A 19,274-nucleotide genomic window follows, 5' to 3' on the forward strand; every position below is an offset into this window, starting at 1 on the left:
GTGTGAGCAAATGCCTGTTCAGGCCGCCGGCCAATGCCGGGCCAGCACCGGGGCCACCTCGGGCCGGGCCTCGATGCCCTGCAGCAGTTCATGGAACGCCGGCCGCTGGCTCGCCAGATGGGCCCGGCTGCCCGACCATCTGGACACGATCACCGCCATGAAATCCAGCGCGCCGGGCCATGCGCCGTTCAGGAAGGGGTGGCCGGCAAACTGGTCGGCAAAGATCTCCCATTGGCGATGCAGCTGGGCGCGCGTGCCGCGGTCGATGCGCGCGGCTGCCGACGCGTCGATGTCGGCGCAAAAGCGCTGCGGGAAGTCGATGATGCCGATCGCGCTGTAGCAGTTGGCCGCGATGAAGACCAGGCCGCGCAGCACCTGGGCGCGCGCCGCCGGATCCGCGGGCAGCAGCCTGGCGTCGGGATGTGCCAGGCCCAGATGTATCAGAATGGCGGCGCTTTCGGTCAGCACCGAGCCGTCCGGCAGCAGCAAGGTCGGGATCTGCAGCAGCGGATTGTGGCGGCGCAACTCGTCCCGGGCCGAATCGGCCTCCCAGGACGAGGCCCGCACGGTACGGAAGGGCAGGCCGGCGCGCTCCAGCGCCAGCTCGACGATGGCCGAGCCCGAGCCCTGGCTGCCGAACAAGGTGTACATGCGGTGCCTCTTCCGGTTCAGCCCGGCAGGCTGTAGTCGAACTCGTAGCAATGCTGGCCCTCGACGATCGCGATGCTGAAGCGGCCGGTAATGCCGCTCAGCTCGCCATGGCCCGAATCGGGCACCACGCTGATCGTCAGCTGCTGGGCGCCGCGCTCCATCAGCCCGCTGTGCTGGAACACGAAGCCGCCGCGCCGGCCGTGCAGGCTGCCGCTGAAGCGTTCGATCGCCACATAGCCGGCCGAGCCCTCGGTGCCGCTCATCGCGGTCAGCATCTGGCCATGGCCCTCGCCCTGCAGATCGCCGCTGAACAGCTTGTCCAGCGCCAGCCGGCCGAGGCTGGCGCCGGGGCCGGTCTGGGTTTCGTCGCAGGGCGTCATCTTGACCGTGAACCGGCCACGGGCCTGCCGTGTGGGGCTTGCGCTGTTCGTCATGCGCGCAGCTTAGCAGCGCGCCCGCGGGCTCGGCAGCGGGAAGAATGGAGAGCGGAAGCGGCCGGCTTACTTGGGCGGCAGGGCCGGCGATTCAAGGCCCTGCGGCTGGCGGAAGCTCAGGGTGGTGACGAACATCCCGACATCCCAGGCCTGGCCGTCGCGCTGGCCACCGCTTTTGTCGGTGTGCCTGACCTCCAGCGCATAGACGCCCTTCCAGGGCAGCCCCACGCTGAAGACGCCGCTCTTGTCGGCCTGCACCGCGCGGCCCCAGCCGAAGGCGGCCACCACCTGCACCTTGGCCTCGGGCAGTGGCTGCTGCTTGTAGAAGACCTGGAACTCGCCCGCCTTGCCGGTGGGCACCAGGTCCAGCGCCAGCTTGGGCGGCCGCGCCACGAAGTCGCTGATCCAGCGCGCCGCCGGGATCCAGACATGACGCTCGACCTTGTCGCCCTGCTTGTGCTCCCAGCCCGGGTAGCCGGATTCCTGGGCCAGGATGGATTCGCCCGCGATGGCGCGCGCGTCGATGCCGAAGGCGTTGGCGCGTTTGACCAGCGGGGCCGCCTGCTCGCCCCGGGCGGTGATCAGCGTGGCCGTGGGCCGGCTCAGCTTGTCCGGCATGCCCGGCGAGCTCTCGCGCAGCTTGTCGGCGAACTCGCCCAGGTAAAGGCGGGCGCCGGCGGCGTCCTGTTCGATCCAGAGCTGGTGGGCCTGGGCCTGGGTGGCCGGCAGCAGCAACGAGAGGGCGCAAAGCAGCGGCCGGGTCTTCAGCATAACGACGGTTCCTTCCGAGCGGATCTTGGGGAAGGACTGTAGCCGCGGCGCCGCTTAGGCCAGCGCCGGCGCGGCCGGTCCGTCCAGCAGGCGCTGCAGCAGTTCGCGCACCGAGCGGATCTCGCGCCCGAAGGGCAAGGCGCCGGCGCCGCGGAAGAACAGGCCCTTGGCCACGTCGCCGCGCAGCGCCGCGGCCAGCTGGTTGTCGATGCAGAACTGGCCCCAGCCCTTGAGGCCGTCGCGCAGCCCGCATTGCGCCAGGCAGTCGAAGGCCTTGGTGCAGCGCGCCTTCACCTGGGCCACCGCCTGCAGCCGCGGTTCGGCCTTCAAATACGCCTTCAGCCAGGGCGTGGCCAGCGCGCGCGCCGGCAGGCCGGCCACGCTGGTGAACTCCACCAGCTCGCCCTCCTGCGCCTCGGCCAGCACGCGCTTGAACATGGGGTGTGCATCGCCCTCGGCCGTCACCGCGAAGGGTGTGCCCAGTTGCACCGCCGCCGCACCCAGGCCCTGCAGATGGCGGATCTCGGCATGGCTGCGGATGCCGCCGGCCGCGATCAGCGGGATGCGGCCGGCGAGGCCGGCCTTCTCGAAGAACTCCAGGCTCTCGGGAATGGCGCGCTCGAAGTCGAAGCGCGGGTCCCGAAGATCGGCCACCTTGGCCGCGCCCAGATGCCCGCCGGCCAGGCGCGGATGCTCGATCACGATGGCGTCCGGCAGGCGCTTCTTGCGCTCCCATTTCTTGACGATCAGCTGCACGCCGCGAGCGTCGCTCAGGATCGGGATCAGCAAGGTGTCGGGATGATCCTGGGCCAGTTCGGGCAGGTCCAGCGGCAGGCCGGCGCCCACCACCAGGGCGTCGATGCCGGCGGCCAGCGCCGTCTTCACCGAAGCGGCGTAGTCGCTCAATGCCCGCATCACGTTCAGGGCCAGCAGGCCGCGGCCCTGGCTGCGCGCCCGGGCTCCGGCTATTTCTCGAGCCAGCGCCTCCTGGTTGGCCTGCTCGATCACGCGCTTGGCCGCCTCGCCCGCATGCCGGCCTTCGCAGCGCGCCATCAGGTCCGGGTGCAGGCGGCGCAGGTCCACCGAGCTGAGCGTGCCCATCGCGCCGGCCGCCGCCACCGCGCCGGCCAGGCCCTGGGCGCTGACGCCCACCCCCATGCCGCCCTGCACGATGGGCAGCAGCGTGCGATCGCCGCGCAGGCGCAAGGGGGCCAGCCCGCTGCGGGTCAGCCAGGGCTGCAGCTGGGGATCGATCAAGATAGAGTCGGACATGATGGGAGGGGTCAGGCCATACGAACAAGCCACACACCCTAAGGCCGCGACTCCCGTGCAAAGTTGACAATAATCACGGTCCGGCGAATTAGGCCGCATCAAGCGGACGGGCTGGCGGCCGATACAGCCGGTGAGCCATGACGATCCGGCCACCACGCCACCAGCAGCGCGACGCCGGAGACGAACAACAGATGGAGGGACTGCGGATGCGATACCAAGACAGCATGGAACGGAGCGCCGAATACCTGCGCCTGGCCCTGCCCCTGATGACGCGCCAGCGCACCGCGTTGCACCCGATCAGCTATGCCGTCTGGTATGAATTCGTCAGCGGCCGCAATGCGGCGCTGATCCTCGCGCTGCAGGAACGCACCCGCGACGGCGCCGCGCTCGACGAGGACGGCACCGCCGCGCTGTACCGCGAGCATGTGGCCGCACCGGCGCTGGAGCACGACGAGGCGCGCCGCGTCAGCGAGGGCCTGAGCCGCGTGCTGGACAATATGGCCAGCACCGCCGCCCAGGCCGGCGACCAGACCGCGCGCTTCGACCAGTCGCTGCTGCAATGGAGCCGCCAACTGCTGGAATCGCAGGACCAGGATCAGGCCCGGCAGCTGCAGGGCCTGGTGGACAGCACGCGCGAGATGCGTGTGGCGATGGCCACGCTGCAGCAGCGCCTGGATGCCAATCAGGCCGAGATCGCCGCGCTGCGCGAGGAGGTCAGCCAGGCGCGCAGCGAGGCCCTGGTGGACGCGCTGACCGGTCTGGCAAATCGCCGCGCCTTCGAGCAGCGGCTGGCCCGCTGCATGAGCAGCGTCGGCGACGCGCCCGACCGCGCGCCCTGCCTGGTGCTGGGCGACATCGATTTCTTCAAGCGCGTCAATGACAGCTTCGGCCATTCCTTCGGCGACCAGGTGCTGCGCGCCGTGGCCCAGAGCATGAAGCGCCTGACCGCGGAACCGAGCCTGGCGGCCCGCGTCGGCGGCGAGGAGTTCGCGCTGCTGCTGCCCGAGGCTGGCTTGGCCCAGGCCCAGGCCCTGGCCGAGCAGCTGCGCAGCAATATCGCGGCCAGCCGCATCCGCCGCGGCGAATCGGCGCAGACGCTGGAGCGCGTCACGCTCTCGCTGGGCGTCACCCAGCTGGCGCGCGGCGAGAGTGCCAACGAATTCTTCGAGCGCGCCGACCGCGCGCTCTACGCCTCCAAGCGCAGCGGCCGCAACTGCGTGACGGTGCTGGCCGCCAGGGCGGCCTGAAGGCAGATCGGCGCACCGGCGGGCGCGGACGGCGAGTCGCCGCCCCGGCCGGCCCGACTCAATCCTCGATATAGCCGCGCAGCTTGGCCACCTGGCTCGGCTGCTTGAGCTTGCGCATGGCGCGGGCCTCGATCTGGCGCACGCGCTCGCGGGTCACATCGAACTGCTGGCTCACCTCTTCGAGCGTGTGGTCGGTGCTCATGTCGATGCCGAAGCGCATGCGCAGGATCTTGGCCTCGCGGGTCGAGAGGCCGTCCAGCAGGTCGCAGACGACCGTGCGCAGGCCCGCCTGCATCGCCGCGTCCACCGGCGCCAGGCCATGGCTGTCCTCGATGAAGTCGCCCACGGTGGCGTCACCCTCCTCGCCCATCGGCCGCTCCAGCGAGATCGGCTCCTTGGCGATCTTCATGATCTGGCGCACCCGGTCCTCGGACAGCGCCAGCTTGAGCGCCAGGGTCGCGACATCGGGCTCGAAGCCGAACTCGTGCAGATGGGCCCGGCTCAGGCGGTTCATCTTGTTGAGCGCGTCGATCATGTGCACCGGCACGCGGATGGTGCGCACCTGGTCGGCGATCGCGCGCGTGACGGCCTGGCGTATCCACCAGGTCGCATAGGTCGAAAACTTGAAACCGCGGCGGTACTCGAACTTGTCCACCGCCTTCATCAGCCCGACATTGCCTTCCTGGATCAGGTCGAGGAAATGCATGCCGCGGTTGACGTATTTCTTCGCGATCGAAATCACCAGGCGCAGATTGGCCTCGATCAGCTCCTTCTTGGCCGCCAGCGCCGCCAGCTCGCCCTCGCTCATGCGCTTGGCGATCGCCTTCAGCTCGTCCAGCGGCACCGCGGCCGCGGCCTGCAGCTCGATCAGCTTCTGCTGCTGCTCCTGGATCGCGGGCCGATGGCGGCCCAGCGCGGCGCTGCAGGGCAGGCCTGCGGCCACCTCCGCGTCGACCCAGGCCAGATCCAGCGCCCGGGGCGGGAAACGCTCGACGAACTGCTGCTGCGGCATGCCGCAGCGATCCACCGCGATCTTGCGGATCTCGCGTTCGCAGCGGCGCACCTCGTCCACCTGCGCGCGCAGCAGGCCGCACAGCCGTTCGATCGTCTTGACGCCGAAGCGGATGCCCATCAGCCGGACGCTGAGCGCCTGCTGCGCCCGCAGATGGGCGGCGGAGCCATGTCCCGAGCGCTCGCCCGCCTTGCGCAGCTTGTCGACACCGGCGCGCAGGGCCGCGAAGGCCTCCAGGGCGGTGGCGCGCAACTCCTCGAGTCGCCGGGTCGTGGCCCGGCTGCCGTCGTCATCGTCGGCCTCGTCGAAGGCGTCGACGTCCTCCTCGGCGACATAGTCGTCGGCCTCGCCGGCCACGCCATCGATCAGCTCCGCGACGCCGACGGCACCGCTGGCCAGGCGTTCGCCGCAGGCCAGGAGCTCGGCCATCACCATCGGCGAGGCCGAGATGGCCTGCATCATGGCCTGCTGCCCGGCCTCGATACGCTTGGCGATCTCGATCTCGCCCTCGCGCGTCAGCAGCTCGAAACCGCCCATCTCGCGCATATACATGCGCACCGGATCGGTGGTGCGCCCGAACTCGGAGTCGACCGTGGACAGCGCCGCTTCCGCCGCCTCCTCCGCTTCGTCCTCGCTCGCCGCGGCGATGCCGCCGCCGGCCACCAGCAGCGTGCCCGCATCGGGCGCGCGCTCGTAGACCTCGACGCCCATCTCGCGCAGCATCTTCGCGATCGCTTCCAGCCCCTCGGCATCGACCAGGCGCTCGGGCAGATGGTCGTTGACCTCCTGCTGGGTGAGGAAGCCGCGCGTCTTGCCCAAGGTGACCAGCGCCTTCAGCTCGGCGCGGCGCTTCTCGGCCTCGGCCTCGGTGAGCGTCGCCACCTCCAGGCCGAACTCGCGCACCAGGGCCCGTTCCTTGGACTTGGGCACCTTCATGCGCAAGGGCTTGGCCTTGACGCCGGAGGCGGCGGAGCTTTTGGCGCTCATGCGATGCCGGGACTCAGCGCTCAATAGCCGCGCCCGCCCCCATAGCCACCATGACCGCCGCCGCGATTGCCGCCGCCGCCAAAGCCGCCCGGGCGCTCTTCGCGCGGACGTGCCTCGTTGACGACGAGGGCTCGGCCGTCCACCGACTGGCCGTTCAGGCCGCGGATCGCCGCCTGGGCCTCGCTGTCCGAGCCCATCTCCACAAAGCCGAAGCCCTTGGAGCGGCCGCTGTCGCGGTCCATCATGACCTTGGCGGAGGACACCGTGCCGAACTCCGAGAAGCGCTGCTGCAGATCGTCGTCGCGCACGGAATAGGCCAGATTGCCGACGTAGAGTTTGTTACCCATTTGGGTTGCCTTTCAGTGGATGCGCGCATGACCGCGGTGCGGCCGGCGGCGCGGGAAACAGGGGATGGGCGTGGACGCGGGCGTCCCGCTCAACGGGTATTGCGGCGCACCGGGCCGCTGCTGCCGCCACGCGTTTCGATGTGGCGGAAGGTGATGCGGCCCTTGCTCAGGTCGTAGGGCGACAGCTCCAGCGACACCTTGTCACCCGCCAGGATGCGGATGTGGTGCCGGCGCATGCGGCCGGAGGTGTAGGCCACGAGGCTGTGGCCGTTATCCAGCGTGACGCGGAAACGTGAGTCGGGAAGCACTTCCTCGACCTTGCCGTGCATTTCAATCAAGTCTTCCTTAGCCAACGGATCTCCTTGCTGATCGGTGTGAAAGGGTGAACGGTCGCGCGGGCCCTGCGCGGGTCGCGCGATGAAAACGGGTGGGAATCGCCGGGAAGGCGGGCGGCTTCGGGTGTGCGGCCCACCGCCATGCGGGCAGGGCCGGGATCCGGTCACGAGGGGTGGGAGGGACCGGGGATGAAGCTCGCCAGTTGAAGTGGCTGACACCAGGCGAACCGCGGTACTCGGGTCGGGAGGGCTGGTGCGCGGCGGCGGCCGGGGACCATGTCAGACGACAGATGACGTGCTAGTGAGCAAGACACGCCATGAGCTAGGCATTGTAACCTTGTTCCGCCGCCGGCGCTGGCAGCATCGCCGCATTGGAGTATGGTAGTCAGGACGTACGCATCAATGCGGTAGGGGCCGGCCTTCATCCGCACGCCGATGATCGAGCGCTTGGACCAGAACCGCCCCCCCTGCAGCGCCCGATCACGCCGCGTCCTGGCGGCCGCCCGGGGTCGCCCCGGGGCGGCCAGGGGAAGTGCCGCCTTGACGCTGCGGCTGGCCTCGCCGGCGGCCTCTTTCATGCCCGGCAGCTATGACGCGGCGGACGGCGGCATTTTGGCGCAATAGGGGCGCAATAGTGGCGCAACAAGCCCGCGAGGAGACTCTGATGGACGAGACGGTTTTTCCCTATGGCGCGGCCGCGCTGGACGAGTATGGGCGCTGGCTGGGCCAGGTGCTGACGCTGCAAGCCAACTGGTTCGCCACCGTCTGGGCGCTGCAGACCAGCTATGCGGCCAGCCCATGGGCCCGGCCGCAGCTGCCGCCGCCCTGGCTGATCTGGCAGCCGGGCACCGAGCAGCTCGCCTGAGCGGCCGAGCCGGCCGGCTCATCGCGGCAGGCGCCCTGCCATGCCGGCCCTGGATTGCCGGCAGGATGATGCTGTCCTGCCGGTGGGCTCCGCCCTGCCCCGCGCAAGACCTGGCGCAATGCCTGGCTCAATGGCGCGCTCGGCCCGGAGGTGCGCGCCGGCGGCTCCCCGCGCGCCCCGCGGGAAAAGAAAGCCCGGCCTTGCGCAAGAACGCTTGATCGAGCGCAACACGCTCGCCGCGGGGCTGCCTAGGCTCAAGGAGAGCTTCCACGGCAGCGTCTCGCGCGGCCTTTCGCTGGCGCACGAAATCGATGTCGGCCGCGTCGTCGCCAGGTTCGAGGACGGGGTGCTCAGGCTGACCCTGTCCAAGCGCGAAGGCACGGGGAGTCGCACAATCGCAGTCCAGTGAGCGCATCGCCGGAGCCGCCATGACCTATCGCAGCCTTCTCGTGCATCTGGACAGCGAGCCCAGTTGCGCGGCGCGCACGACCCAGGCCATCGAGCTGGCCCTGGCCATGGACTGCCATCTGGTCGGCCTGGCGCCGACCGGCCTGCTGAGCATGCCGGTCGCGCCCGAGGCCGCGGCCGCACTGGGCCAGTTCAATGCGATGGCCTGGGAGTTGCTGCTCGAGCAGTCCCAGCTGGCCGTTGCGCGCTTCGGCGCGGCCTGCCAGACGGCCGGCCTGAAATCCTGCGAAGCGCTGAGCGACAGCGCCGACACCGCGACCTCGCTGGTGCGCCACGCGCATTGCTCGGACCTGGTGATCCTGAGTCAGCCCGATCCGGCCCGTAGCGGCCACGGCCAGCTGCGCGCGATGGCCGAGCAGGTGCTGCTGCACAGCGCCCGCCCCACCCTGCTGCTCCCCTATGCCGCCCATGCGGCGGCAGCGGGCGAGCGCCTGGGCCGCCGCGCCCTGGTGGCCTGGGACGACAGCCGCGAAGCGGCGCGCGCGCTCAGCGATGCCCTGCCGCTGCTGCGCCGCGCCGACGAGGTGCAGGTGCTGAGCTGGCGCGAAGGCGCGGCGGCCGAACCGATGGCGCCGCGCCTGGCCGCGCTCAAGCAATGGCTGGCCTGGCAAGGCGTGGCCGCGGAGGCGCGCGAGGAGATCAGTAACATCGGCGTGGCCGAGGCCCTGCTGTCGCGCGCGGCCGATCTGGGCAGCGATCTGATCGTGATGGGGGCCTACGGCCACGCCCGCTGGACCGAGCGCGTGCTGGGCGGCGCGACCCGCGGCCTGCTGGAGGCGATGACGGTGCCCGTGTTGATGTCGCACTGAGCGCGACCGGACCGGCCTTGTGCAGGATCAGGCGAGACCCGCGCGCGCGAGCCGATGCACGCCATCCAGCAGCGCCCGCACCGCCGCATCGACCTGCGCGGTCGGCAGGCGGCCGAAGCCCAGCGCCAGGCCGTTGAGATGCACGGCCGGCCCGGCGTCGGCGGCATAGCGCTGCAGCGGCTCGAGCGCCACGCCGCCGGCCGCCGCGGCGGCGGCCAGCGCCGGCGCCGGCAACCCGGGATCGAGCCGCAGCGCCAGCGTCAGGCCCGCCGGGCCGGCGCGCCCGAACAGCGGCCGCAGCGCGGCCTGCGGCGCCAGCGCCCGCAGCAGGCGTTCGCGCCGCTCGCCGTAGACCCGGCGCATGCGGCGCACATGCCGGCCCAGGTGGCCGTCGGCGATGAAGCGCGCCAGCGCCAGTTGGTCGGGCAGCGACGCATACCAGGCGGCGCCGCGCTTGGCCTCGACGAGTGCCGCGCGCGCCCAGGGCGGCGCCAGCACATAGCCCAGGCGCAGGCCCGGGAACATCGACTTGGAGAAGGTGCCGACATAGAACACCGCGGCCGCGCGGTCCAGGGTCTGCAGCGCATCGGCCGGCGCGCCCTCGAAGCGGAATTCGCCGTCGTAGTCGTCCTCGATCACGCTGGCGCCGCGCGCGCGGCAAAACTCCAGCAGGGCCAGCCGGCGGCGCGCCGACAGCGGCACGCCGCAGGGGAACTGGTGCGAGGGTGTCACGCAGACCAGCCGCGCCTGCGGCGGCAGCCGCTCGACCACGAGCCCCTCGGCATCGACCGGCACGAAGGCCAGGCGCGCGCCCGCCGCCGTCAGCGCCGCGCGCAGCGGCGGATAGCCCGGGTCCTCGACCGCCACCACGGTCTCGCCCGGTCTGACCAGGACACGGGCGATCAGCTCGAAGGCCTGCTGCGCGCCGGCCGTGACGATGAGATCGTCGGCCTCGCAGGCCAGCGCGCGGATGGCCGAGACATGCCGGGCCATCGCGGCGCGCAGGGCCGGCGCACCTTCCACCGGGCCGTAGTCGAGATTGGCGCGCGCCATCTCGCGCAGGGCCGCCGCATGCAGGCGGCTCCAGCCGGCGCAGGGAAAGGTCGAGAGATCGGGGATGCCGGTGCCGAAGTCGAAGCGCGGCGGCGGCGCTGCCGCGGGGTCCGGCCTCGGGCCCGGCGCCGGGCGGCGCGGACCACTCGCGCGCTGCTGCGGCGGCAGCACATCGGCGACGAAGGTGCCGGCACCGGCGCGCACCTCGAGAAAGCCCTCGCCGACCAACTGCTCGTAGACCGCCGACACCGTGTTGCGCGCCAGGCCCAGCTCGACAGCCAGCGCGCGGGTAGAGGGCAGCTTCAGCCCGGGCCGCAGCCGTCCCTCGGCGACGCCGGCCCGCAGCTGCGCATGCAGCGCCGGCTGCAGCCGGCCCATGCCGGGCGCCGGCAAGGCGATAGCCAGCGCGAACGGAGCCGGGCGGCGGGCCGGGCGCGGCGGGGTTTCAGGATCTGGGGTCGGCAAGAAAATTCCGCAGCTCGTTGAAATAGGCCGGAGCCTCCTCGGCCCAGGGCCGATGCGCACTGTGCTCGAAGATGCGCACGCGGGCCACGCCCGCCGGGAAGGCATCGCGAATCTCGTAGGCCACCACCGGCGGGCAGACCGGATCGTAACGGCCGGCGGTGATCAGGGTCGGCACCTGCAGACGCGCCAGCGCCGGCCGGGCATCGAAGCGCGCCATGGTCCCGCCCACCACCAGGGCCGGCAACAGGGCCGGCAGCCCCTGCCTCGGGAGCGGCGCCGGGCTCATGCGAACAGCTCCGCGCGCGGCTGCCGGCCGAGGCCGCGGCAATGCCGCTCGTAGCCGGTCCGCAGGTCGGCGGCGCCGATGCGGCGGGTCGGCCCGCCGTCCGGGCCCAGGTATTCGACCTGGCCGTTGACGAGCACCAGCACGATCAGCGGCACCTCGCCGGTGGCCTCCCACCAGTCGACATTGCCGGCGGGCTCGTACACATAGCCGCCCGCCTCGATATGGCGGCCGTCGCTGAGCCGGCGCGCGCCCTGCAGGTTCAAGGCATGCACCGCGCCGGAATGGCGGTGCAGGCCGATGCGCACGCCGGGATCGACGCGCATCAGCTCGACCCAGCCGGCGTCATCGGGCAGGAACTGCAGCGGCAGCGACCATTTGCCCGCGCCGTCGGGCATCCAGTCGGTGCCGGCACGCGCGGCGGCCGCTGCAATGAATGGGGCCGCGCTCGGCAGCACGGCGGGATCGGGCAAGCTCGTCATCTGGATCTCCCGGGTTGCGGTGATGGGTCGATGATGGGCTTGCAAGAGGCTCCATTGAAGATCCACTTTGAAGAAGATTGATGGAGCCACTTCGCGACATCGGCTCGCCTGATTTCCTATATGAGACCTAAGACAAGTTTCACCCCGACGCCGTTCGAGGGGTCGCGCCGATGCAGGACTGGAATCCCGATCGCTAGCGCCGTTTCGAGGACGAGCGCACCCGGCCCGCGGCGGCGCGGCCGAGGGGCGCTACGCCAATGCGCCGAGCTGCCAGAGCGCGAAGGCGCTCAGCAGCAGCGCGCTGGCGCGCTGCACGCGGCGCTGCCAGCGTGCGTCGAACCGCTCGCGCAGCCGGCCGACGCCGGCGCTGAGCAGCAGCCACCACAGCGCCGAGCCGACGAACACGCCCAGCACCACCAGGCCCGGCGAGGCCGCGCCGCCGCTGCGCGCCGACAGTGCGCCGAACACGGCAATGAAGGAGATGATCGTGGCCGGGTTGGACAGGGTCAGCAGCACGGTGCCGAAGAAGTAGCACCACAGCCCGGCGCCTTCGACGCGCGGCCTGGCGCTTTGCTGCGCGGCCGGCGCGCGCCACAGACCCCAGGCCATCCACAGCAGGAACAGCGCGCCGCCCAGCGCCAGCGGCACGCGCGCCGCGCTCAGGGCCTGGATCACCGCGCTGACGCCGTAGGCACCCAGCGCGCCGTAGAGCGCATCGGCCACCGCCGCACCCAGGCCGGTGGCCAGGCCGGCACGCGGGCCCTGCTGCAGGCTGCGCTGGATGGTCAGCAGCCCGATCGGCCCCACGGGCGCGGCGATCGACAGCCCGATCAGCAGGGCCTGGGAAAAAAGCAGCAATGACGGCAGCAGCGCAGCGGTGTTGTCCATGGGCCTCACTCTAGGGCAGGCCCTCGCTGCAACAAAGCCAGGATTTCAGGCAACATCGATGGAACGCCAACGATTTTTCAGGCCTGGATGGGATCTGCCCTGCAACTCGACGAGAAGGCCTGGCTGCTGCTGCAAGCCCTGCAGGCCGACGGCCGCGCCCCGCTGAAGGGCCTGGCCGCGGCCGCCGGCCTGTCCATCCCGGCCACGGCCGAGCGCCTGAAACGCCTGCAGGAGGCTGGCGTGATCAGCGGCATCCATGCCGAGCTGGATCCGCTGGTGCTGGGCTATGCGGTGCGCGCCATCATCGGCATCACCGTGCCCCAGCCGGCCAAGGCGCGGCTGCTCGACAAGCTGCGCGAGCTGCCCGAGGTGCTGGAATGCCACCATGTCACCGGCGCCGATTCCTATGTGATGACGGTGGTGGCCACCGGCCTGGCCGAGCTGGAGGCGCTGCTGGCGCGCATCAACGGCTTCGGCGAGACCCGCACCTCCATCGTGCTGAGCAGCCCGATCCCGCGACGCGGGCTGCGCGCCCCATGAGCCGCGCTCCCCGCTCGCGCAAGACCTGGCCCCGGCGCGGCGCCGCTGCCGGCGGCGGCGCCGCCATAATCGCGCGCATGCCCTCCCGCCGCCCCGCCCTGCCGCTCCGCCCTGCCGTCGTGCCGGGGCTGCCCGCATGATGCGGCTGGCGCGCTCCTCGCTGCGCAACGCGGTGGTGCTGGCCCTGGTGGCCGGCCTGCTGGTGCCCACCGGCCTGGTGCTGCTGTACGACGCCCAGGCCACGCGTCGCGAGGCCATGGACGACCTCCAGCGCGACCTGACGCGCGTGGTGGAGGTGCTGGCGCTGTCGCTGTCCGAACCGATCTGGCAGGTCTCGCCCGACCTGGCCGAGCCGATGATCAAGGCCCAGGTGGACGACCCGCGCTTCGTCTCGGTGCTGGTGGTCGAGCCCTCCTCGCCCCGCCCCTTCCTGGAGTTCCAGCGCGAGGCCAGCGACCGCAACCTGACGCTGAGCCAGACCCGCGCGGTGCTGCGCGACGGCCGCGAGATCGCCCAGCTCACCGTCACGATGAGCGCGGCGCCGCTGCTGGAGCGCCGGCGCGCCGACATGCTGAGCACCCTGTGGCGCAGCGGCGCCACCTTGACCCTGTCGCTGGGGCTGATCCTGCTCGTGATGCAGCGCCGCGTGCTGCAGCCGATGGACCGCCTGAGCGAGGCCGCCGAGCGCCTGGCCGCCGGCAAGCTGGAGCAGCCGCTGGACCAGCGCATGGACATGCGCGGCAGCAACGAGATCGCGCGCGTCGGCCAGGCCATGGAACGCATGCGCCAGGCCCTGCTGGCCGCCTTCGGCGAGCTGCGCCAGCATGCCAGCACGCTGGAATCGCAGGTGGCCGAGCGCACCTCGGAGCTGACCGCCGCCAATGCCGAGCTGACCCTGGCCCTGGCCACGCTGAAGACCGCGCAGCGCGACCTGGTCGAATCGGAGAAGCTGGCCTCGCTGGGCCGCCTGGTGGCCGGTGTCGCGCACGAGCTCAACACGCCGCTGGGCAATGCGCTGACCGTGGTGTCGGCGCTGGGCGACCGCTGGGGCAAGCTGGAGACCATGCTGGCCGGCCAGGTGCCGATGCGGCGCAGCCTGCTCGAAGACCTGGCCAAGGACACTCGCCGCGGCCAGGACATCCTGCAACGCAATGTGCAGAAGGCCGCCGACCTGGTGCGCGACTTCAAGCAGGTGGCGATCGACCAGACCACCGACTCGCGCCGCGACTTCGATCTGGCTCAGGTGGTGGAGGATGTGCTGGTGATGGTGGAGCCCAGCTTCAAGCACACGCCCTTCACCGTCCGGACCGGGCTGTGCGAAGGCCTGGCGATGAACTCCTACCCCGGCGCCCTGGGCCAGGTCCTCACCAATCTGCTGATGAACGCGCTGATCCACGGCTTCGAGGGGCGCGAATCCGGCTCGGTGAGCGTGAGCTGCGCGCCGGCCGACGACGAGAGCGTCGAACTGCGCATCGAGGATGACGGCCGCGGCATGGACGAGTCGGTGCGACGTCGCATCTTCGACCCCTTCTTCACGACGAAGCTGGGCACCGGCGGCTCGGGCCTGGGCATGCACATCGTGCACAACATCGTCACCAATGTGCTGGGCGGTCAGATCGAGGTGATCTCCAGCCCCGGCGCCGGCACGCGCACCTTGATCCGCGTGCCGCGCGTGGCGCCGCAGCGCGGCGCGCCCGAAGCGCCGTTCTGAAGTCCGCACCGGCTTGCACGGCGCCGCGACAAGATAGAAAAAAGGCCGGCTTGACCCGGCCTTGCGCTGGAGCGGAAGACCCTCAGTGCGAGGCTGCCGACGCGGGTGCCGTTGCGGGTGCCGAGGCGGCCTCCGGCGGATGATCGATGCCATGCTTCTCGCCGCTCATGTCGATATCGCCGCCCTTGCTCAGGATGAACAGCGCGAGCGCGGCGAAGACGGCGAAGCCGACCAGAATCTTCCACATGACGAAGTCTCCTTGGATCGTTGATTGCTGCGGCGATTCTCAGCCGCTTTGCTGACGGCAGGCTGAGCGCCAGGCCGCGAAGAAGGCCGGATCCTCGGGCACCGGCCCGCGCCGCTCGCACAGCGCCGCCGCATAGCGGTTGGCCAGCGCCAGCGCGCGCGCCAGCGGCTGCCCCCGCAAGCAGGCCGCCAGCAGCATCGCGCCGAAGCCGTCGCCGGCGCCCACCGTGTCCACCAGCCGACCCGCCGCCAGCCCCGGCCCTTGCGCCTCCAGCGCCCCACGGGCGTCATAGCAGGCATAGCCGGCGGCGCCGCGCGTCAGCACCAGCCGCTGCAGATCGAAGCGCGCCATCAGCGCCGGCACATCGGGCGCGAACCAGTCCAGCAGGCGCGCCAGCTCTTCCTCGTTGACCTTGAGCCAGTCGGCCAGGGTCAGGTTGTGCGCCGCCAGTTCGCGCGTGTCGGCACCCTCGCGCAGGTTCAGGTCCAGGAAGCGCAGCGTGGGGCCGCGCTCGAAGCGCGCCAGCAGGGCCTGGAGGCTCGCGCGCGCCGTCGCGCCGCGCTGGGCCAGGGTGCCGAAGCAGACCAGGCGCGGCGCGGCGCGCTCGGCCAGCAGGGCCTCGGCGGGCGCCAGCGCCAGCCGGTCCCAGGCGGCGTCGGGCTCGATCACGAAGCGGTGCCCGCCGCCCGGCTGCTGCTCCAGCACGCGCACGCGGCCGGTCGGACGCAGGGCATCGCGCTGCAGACCGGCCTCGTCCATGCCCAGCCGGCGCATGCTGCCCAGCACCAGCTCGCCCGCGGCGTCGGCCGCGCCGATGCGTCCGACGAACAGCGGCGCCAGGCCCAGCCCGGCGAGCGAGCGCGCCAGGTTGAAGGGCGCACCGCCGGCCACCGGCCCGCTGGCGAACTCGTCCACCAGGGCCTCGCCCAGCACCAGGATGTCGCGGCTCTTGTCTTCTTGCATGCCGGAATGGAAAAGGGCGGCTCGCAGCCGCCCTTTTCGGAGTGATGACGCTCAGGCCATCTTAGTCATTGGCGTAGATGTCCACGTCCTTGGTTTCCTTGACGAACATCATGCCGACCACGAAGGTGATGGCGGCGATGACGATCGGGTACCAGAGGCCGTTGTACATATTGCCGGTCTGCGCCACGATGGCGAAGGCGGTGGTCGGCAGCAGGCCGCCGAACCAGCCGTTGCCGATGTGGTAGGGCAGGCTCATCGAGGTGTAGCGGATGCGGGTCGGGAACATCTCCACCAGCATCGCGGCGATCGGGCCATAGACCATGGTCACATAGATCACCAGGATGGTCAGGATGGCGATGACCAGCGGCTTGTTGATCTTGGCCGGGTCGGCCTTGGCCGGATAGCCCGCCGCCTTCAGCGCGTCGCCGACGGCCTTCTTGAACTCGCCGTCCTTCTTCTTGGCCTCATCGGCCGGCAGGCCCTTGGCGCTGTAGCCGGTGATCACGGTCTCGCCGATCTTGATCGTGGCCGGCGTGCCGGCGGCGGCCGGAGCGTTCTCGTAGCTCACCGAGCCGGCGGCCAGCACCTGCTTCGCGATGTCGCAGGAGCTGGTGAACTTGACCGTGCCGGTCGGGTTGAACTGGAACGAGCACTCGGCCGGATCGGCCGTCACCACCACCTGGGACTTGGCCTGGGCGGCGGCCAGATCCGGGTTGGCGGCATTGGTCAGCGCCTTGAACAGCGGGAAGTAGGTCACGACGGCCAGCAGGCAGCCGGCCATGATGATGGGCTTGCGGCCGATCTTGTCGGACAGCGAGCCGAACAGCACGAAGAAGGGCGTGCCGATGATCAGCGACAGCGCGATCAGGATGTTGGCGGTGGGGCCGTCAACCTTGAGCGACTGGGTCAGGAAGAACAGCGCGTAGAACTGGCCCGTGTACCAGACCACGGCCTGGCCGGCGGTCAGGCCGATCAGGGCCAGGATCACGATCTTCAGGTTCTTCCACTGGCCGAAGGACTCGGACAGCGGGGCCTTCGAGGTCTTGCCCTCGGCCTTCATCTTCTGGAAGGCCGGCGACTCGTTCATCGACAGGCGGATCCAGACGCTGATGGCCAGCAGCAGGATCGAGACCAGGAAGGGCACGCGCCAGCCCCAGTCGGCGAAGGCGGCCTCGCCGATCCAGGTGCGGGTGCCCAGGATCACCATCAGCGACAGGAACAGGCCCAGGGTCGCGGTGGTCTGGATCCAGGAGGTGAAGGCACCGCGCTTGCCGTGCGGCGCATGCTCGGCCACATAGGTGGCCGCGCCGCCGTACTCGCCGCCCAGGGCCAGGCCCTGCAGCAGGCGCAGCGCGATCAGGATCACCGGCGCGGCGACGCCGATCGAGGCGTAGGTGGGCAGGATGCCGACGATGAAGGTCGACAGGCCCATGATCAGGATGGTCACCAGGAAGGTGTACTTGCGGCCGATCATGTCGCCCAGGCGGCCGAACACCAGCGCGCCGAAGGGGCGCACGATGAAGCCCGCGGCGAAAGCCAGCAGCGCGAAGATGAAGGCCGAGCCCTGGTCCAGGCCGGCGAAGAACTGCTTGGCGATAATGGCCGCCAGGGAACCGTAGAGGTAGAAGTCGTACCACTCGAACACGGTGCCGAGCGAGGAGGCGAAGATGACCTTCTTCTCCTCGGCCGTCATCGGCGTGCTGCTGGTGGACACCGCGGATGCTGTCGCCATGGTGTTGTCTCCGTTGATTTGTCGCAGAACCACCGACCGGTGGTCCATGCGCCGAACTATCGGAGCGGCCTCTGACCCGTCTCTGACGCGAGACTGAATCGAGGCTGACAAAACCCGTTACAACCCTAGACCCGCATTTCTCAATGTGGAATTTGAGAGGGGTCGAGGGTAAGCACCGAGCCACCCGCGTGGCCCGCGCAGCGCGTGGTCCCTGTTCAATGCTTGCGCAGCACGCCCGGACGCGGCGCCGCGGCGGCCTCCCAGGCGCCGCTGGCGAACCAGGGGTCGCCCTTCAGGTAGGCCGCCAGCATCGGCAGCGCGTCCAGACCCCAGAACAGGCGGCCATCCACCTCGATCGTGGGCACGCCGAACACGCCGCGCTGGATCGCGGCCTCGGTGCTGTCGCGCAGGCGCTGCTTGATCGCATCGCTGCCGGGGTCCTGGCTCGGGGTCAGGTCTTGCGTCAACGCGGCCAGGCGGGCCGGGTCGTTGGCGTCGGCGCCGGCGCCGCGCCACACATGGTGGAAGATCTTCTCCACCACCAGCCGGCTCGGCGTGCCTGCGGCACCGGAGCCGCAGGCCCAGGCCAGCCTCAGCAGCGGCAGCGGATTGAAGGGATGCTGGGCCGGCGTGTCCAGCGGGATGCCCAGCTGCTGCGCCAGGAACGCCACCTGGCGGAAGGTCCAGTGGCGCTTGCTCTCGATCTCGGCCGGGCCCTTCTGGCCCAGCGCATGCAGCAGGGCGGCGAACAGCACGGGCCGGTACTCGACCTCGTAGCTGCAGCCCGCCAGGGCCTCGGGCAGGCGGTCGAAGGCCAGGGCCGCGTAGGGCGAGACGGGGTCGAAATAGAAGGTGAGTTGCTTCATCATGGGGTCTGGGTTGCTTCGGCGGCCGTGAAGATGCCCTGGGCCACCAGCAGCGCGCGGCGGGCCGGCAGGCGTGCCAGGATCTCGAGCCGGCCGGCATCGTCGGCCTTGGACCAGCCGGCGATCTCCGGGATGGTACGGGCGCAGCCCTGGCACCAGCCGGTCGGTTCGTGCATCCTGCAGACATTGCTGCAGGGCGATTTGACGGTCGAGACCACGAGGCCGCTCATGACTGCTGTACCACGTCGATCACTGGCGCGCCGGTCAGCGCCTCCAGCTCGGCCGGCGTCATCTTGAACACGCCGTTGGGGTGGCCGGCCGCGGCCCAGATCACGTCGAAGCGGAACAGCTCGCGGTCGACGAAGAGCAGCGGCGCGGGCGCCCCCTCGCTCGGCGCAAAGCCCAGCGGCGACACGCCGCCGATCGAGAAGCCGGTGCGCGCCTTCACATAGTCGGCATCGGCCCGGCCCAGCGGCCCGGTATGCTCCTTGAGCTTCTTCTCGTCGATGCGACGGTCGCCCGAGGCGATCACCAGCACCGCCTGCTCGTCGGCCTTGCGGCGGAACACCACGGACTTGGCGATCTGGCCCAGGCTGACGCCCAGGGCATCGGCGGCCTCCTGCGAGGTGCGCGCGGCCACCTCCAGCCACAGCGGCGCATGCCGATGCTGCCGGGCCGCCAAGGCTGCGCTGACACGCTGAAAGCCCGCAGGGCGGGCTTCATCAAAGCCCGCAGGGCGGGCTTCATCAAAGCCCGCCGGGCGGGTTGCATCAAGGCCCTCGGGGCGGATCTCGTCGTTTGCTTCTTGCATGCGGCCATTGTCGCGCAGCGCGCCGGTCGCCAGTC

22 protein-coding genes and 1 pseudogene are annotated in these 19,274 nt (G+C 70.8%); 6 read left to right on the forward strand and 17 right to left on the reverse strand.

The window, feature by feature from the left end; all coding sequences use genetic code 11:
* Positions 1-18 precede the first annotated feature (18 nt).
* The 4 genes from AC07OQ_RS14370 to AC07OQ_RS14385 form a co-directional block, all read right to left on the reverse strand.
* The gene (locus AC07OQ_RS14370; RefSeq protein WP_495053811.1) at positions 19-651 is read right to left on the reverse strand and encodes a glutathione S-transferase family protein; all 633 of its coding nucleotides are present in this window, start codon (positions 649-651) and stop codon (positions 19-21) included.
* Positions 652-668: 17 nt separating this feature from the next.
* Positions 669-1,085: a DUF3224 domain-containing protein gene (locus AC07OQ_RS14375; RefSeq protein WP_495053812.1), complete on the reverse strand. Its 417-nt coding sequence runs from the start codon at positions 1,083-1,085 to the stop codon at positions 669-671.
* A 66-nt stretch (positions 1,086-1,151) separates the two neighbouring features.
* A complete protein-coding gene (locus AC07OQ_RS14380) occupies positions 1,152-1,856 on the reverse strand; it encodes a DUF4198 domain-containing protein (RefSeq protein WP_495053813.1) in 705 nt (234 codons plus the stop codon).
* A 54-nt stretch (positions 1,857-1,910) separates the two neighbouring features.
* Complete coding sequence (locus AC07OQ_RS14385) at positions 1,911-3,128, reverse strand: NAD(P)H-dependent flavin oxidoreductase (protein WP_495053814.1); 1,218 nt, start codon at positions 3,126-3,128, stop codon at positions 1,911-1,913.
* A gap of 224 nt (positions 3,129-3,352) precedes the next feature.
* Here AC07OQ_RS14385 and AC07OQ_RS14390 point away from each other — a divergent pair, with 224 nt between their 5' ends.
* Positions 3,353-4,375: a GGDEF domain-containing protein gene (locus AC07OQ_RS14390; protein WP_495053815.1), complete on the forward strand. Its 1,023-nt coding sequence runs from the start codon at positions 3,353-3,355 to the stop codon at positions 4,373-4,375.
* A 58-nt stretch (positions 4,376-4,433) separates the two neighbouring features.
* Here AC07OQ_RS14390 and rpoD read toward each other — a convergent pair whose 3' ends face one another.
* The 3 genes and pseudogenes from rpoD to infA all read right to left on the reverse strand — a co-directional run bounded on the left by rpoD (position 4,434) and on the right by infA (position 7,074).
* Positions 4,434-6,374 carry an RNA polymerase sigma factor RpoD gene (gene rpoD / locus AC07OQ_RS14395; RefSeq protein ID WP_495053816.1) on the reverse strand — a complete coding sequence of 647 codons (1,941 nt, stop codon included), beginning with the start codon at positions 6,372-6,374 and terminating at the stop codon, positions 4,434-4,436.
* 26 nt (positions 6,375-6,400) lie between these two features.
* A pseudogene (rbp, locus tag AC07OQ_RS14400) lies at positions 6,401-6,721 on the reverse strand (RNA-binding regulator); the annotation flags it as partial.
* Positions 6,722-6,810: 89 nt separating this feature from the next.
* Positions 6,811-7,074: a translation initiation factor IF-1 gene (gene infA, locus AC07OQ_RS14405; RefSeq protein ID WP_495053817.1), complete on the reverse strand. Its 264-nt coding sequence runs from the start codon at positions 7,072-7,074 to the stop codon at positions 6,811-6,813.
* Between the two features lie 646 nt (positions 7,075-7,720).
* Between infA and AC07OQ_RS14410 the strand changes: the two genes are divergently transcribed.
* From AC07OQ_RS14410 to AC07OQ_RS14420, 3 genes are all read left to right on the forward strand, one after another.
* The gene (locus AC07OQ_RS14410) at positions 7,721-7,921 is read left to right on the forward strand and encodes a hypothetical protein (protein WP_495053818.1); all 201 of its coding nucleotides are present in this window, start codon (positions 7,721-7,723) and stop codon (positions 7,919-7,921) included.
* Between the two features lie 214 nt (positions 7,922-8,135).
* A complete protein-coding gene (locus tag AC07OQ_RS14415; RefSeq protein WP_495053819.1) occupies positions 8,136-8,330 on the forward strand; it encodes an Hsp20/alpha crystallin family protein in 195 nt (64 codons plus the stop codon).
* A gap of 19 nt (positions 8,331-8,349) precedes the next feature.
* Complete coding sequence (locus tag AC07OQ_RS14420) at positions 8,350-9,198, forward strand: universal stress protein (RefSeq protein WP_495053820.1); 849 nt, start codon at positions 8,350-8,352, stop codon at positions 9,196-9,198.
* Between the two features lie 27 nt (positions 9,199-9,225).
* Here the strand turns inward: AC07OQ_RS14420 and pdxR are convergent, their stop codons facing one another.
* The 4 genes from pdxR to AC07OQ_RS14440 form a co-directional block, all read right to left on the reverse strand.
* On the reverse strand, positions 9,226-10,629 hold the full coding sequence (gene pdxR / locus AC07OQ_RS14425) for a MocR-like pyridoxine biosynthesis transcription factor PdxR (protein WP_495053821.1): 1,404 nt from the start codon (positions 10,627-10,629) through the stop codon (positions 9,226-9,228).
* 67 nt (positions 10,630-10,696) lie between these two features.
* On the reverse strand, positions 10,697-11,002 hold the full coding sequence (locus AC07OQ_RS14430) for an alpha/beta fold hydrolase (protein WP_495053822.1): 306 nt from the start codon (positions 11,000-11,002) through the stop codon (positions 10,697-10,699).
* On the reverse strand, positions 10,999-11,481 hold the full coding sequence (locus AC07OQ_RS14435) for a cupin domain-containing protein (protein ID WP_495053823.1): 483 nt from the start codon (positions 11,479-11,481) through the stop codon (positions 10,999-11,001). The genes AC07OQ_RS14430 and AC07OQ_RS14435 overlap by 4 nt, the downstream gene beginning before the upstream one ends.
* Before the next feature lie 249 nt (positions 11,482-11,730).
* Positions 11,731-12,369: a LysE family translocator gene (locus AC07OQ_RS14440; protein WP_495053824.1), complete on the reverse strand. Its 639-nt coding sequence runs from the start codon at positions 12,367-12,369 to the stop codon at positions 11,731-11,733.
* 87 nt (positions 12,370-12,456) lie between these two features.
* Here AC07OQ_RS14440 and AC07OQ_RS14445 point away from each other — a divergent pair, with 87 nt between their 5' ends.
* Together AC07OQ_RS14445 and AC07OQ_RS14450 are read left to right on the forward strand one after the other, a co-directional pair.
* A complete protein-coding gene (locus AC07OQ_RS14445; protein ID WP_495053825.1) occupies positions 12,457-12,909 on the forward strand; it encodes an Lrp/AsnC family transcriptional regulator in 453 nt (150 codons plus the stop codon).
* 136 nt (positions 12,910-13,045) lie between these two features.
* Positions 13,046-14,620 carry a sensor histidine kinase gene (locus AC07OQ_RS14450; RefSeq protein WP_495053826.1) on the forward strand — a complete coding sequence of 525 codons (1,575 nt, stop codon included), beginning with the start codon at positions 13,046-13,048 and terminating at the stop codon, positions 14,618-14,620.
* 82 nt (positions 14,621-14,702) lie between these two features.
* On the opposite strand, the gene AC07OQ_RS14455 is transcribed toward AC07OQ_RS14450, so the two are convergent.
* The 6 genes from AC07OQ_RS14455 to AC07OQ_RS14480 form a co-directional block, all read right to left on the reverse strand.
* Entirely contained in the window at positions 14,703-14,867 is a 165-nt protein-coding gene (locus AC07OQ_RS14455; protein WP_495053827.1) for a hypothetical protein, read from the reverse strand.
* Positions 14,868-14,906: 39 nt separating this feature from the next.
* Complete coding sequence (locus AC07OQ_RS14460) at positions 14,907-15,830, reverse strand: PfkB family carbohydrate kinase (RefSeq protein ID WP_495053828.1); 924 nt, start codon at positions 15,828-15,830, stop codon at positions 14,907-14,909.
* Between the two features lie 61 nt (positions 15,831-15,891).
* Positions 15,892-17,562, reverse strand: coding sequence for an MFS transporter (locus AC07OQ_RS14465; protein WP_495053829.1), 1,671 nt, complete (start codon positions 17,560-17,562; stop codon positions 15,892-15,894).
* 215 nt (positions 17,563-17,777) lie between these two features.
* Positions 17,778-18,428, reverse strand: coding sequence for a 2-hydroxychromene-2-carboxylate isomerase (locus tag AC07OQ_RS14470; protein ID WP_495053883.1), 651 nt, complete (start codon positions 18,426-18,428; stop codon positions 17,778-17,780).
* Positions 18,428-18,658 carry a DUF1289 domain-containing protein gene (locus AC07OQ_RS14475; RefSeq protein WP_495053830.1) on the reverse strand — a complete coding sequence of 77 codons (231 nt, stop codon included), beginning with the start codon at positions 18,656-18,658 and terminating at the stop codon, positions 18,428-18,430. Before AC07OQ_RS14475 ends, AC07OQ_RS14470 begins: the two co-directional genes overlap by 1 nt.
* On the reverse strand, positions 18,655-19,239 hold the full coding sequence (locus AC07OQ_RS14480; RefSeq protein ID WP_495053831.1) for a YbaK/EbsC family protein: 585 nt from the start codon (positions 19,237-19,239) through the stop codon (positions 18,655-18,657). The genes AC07OQ_RS14475 and AC07OQ_RS14480 overlap by 4 nt, the downstream gene beginning before the upstream one ends.
* Between the last annotated feature and the right edge of the window lie 35 nt (positions 19,240-19,274).

The organism is Roseateles sp. GW821-FHT09B06 (assembly GCF_059418245.1).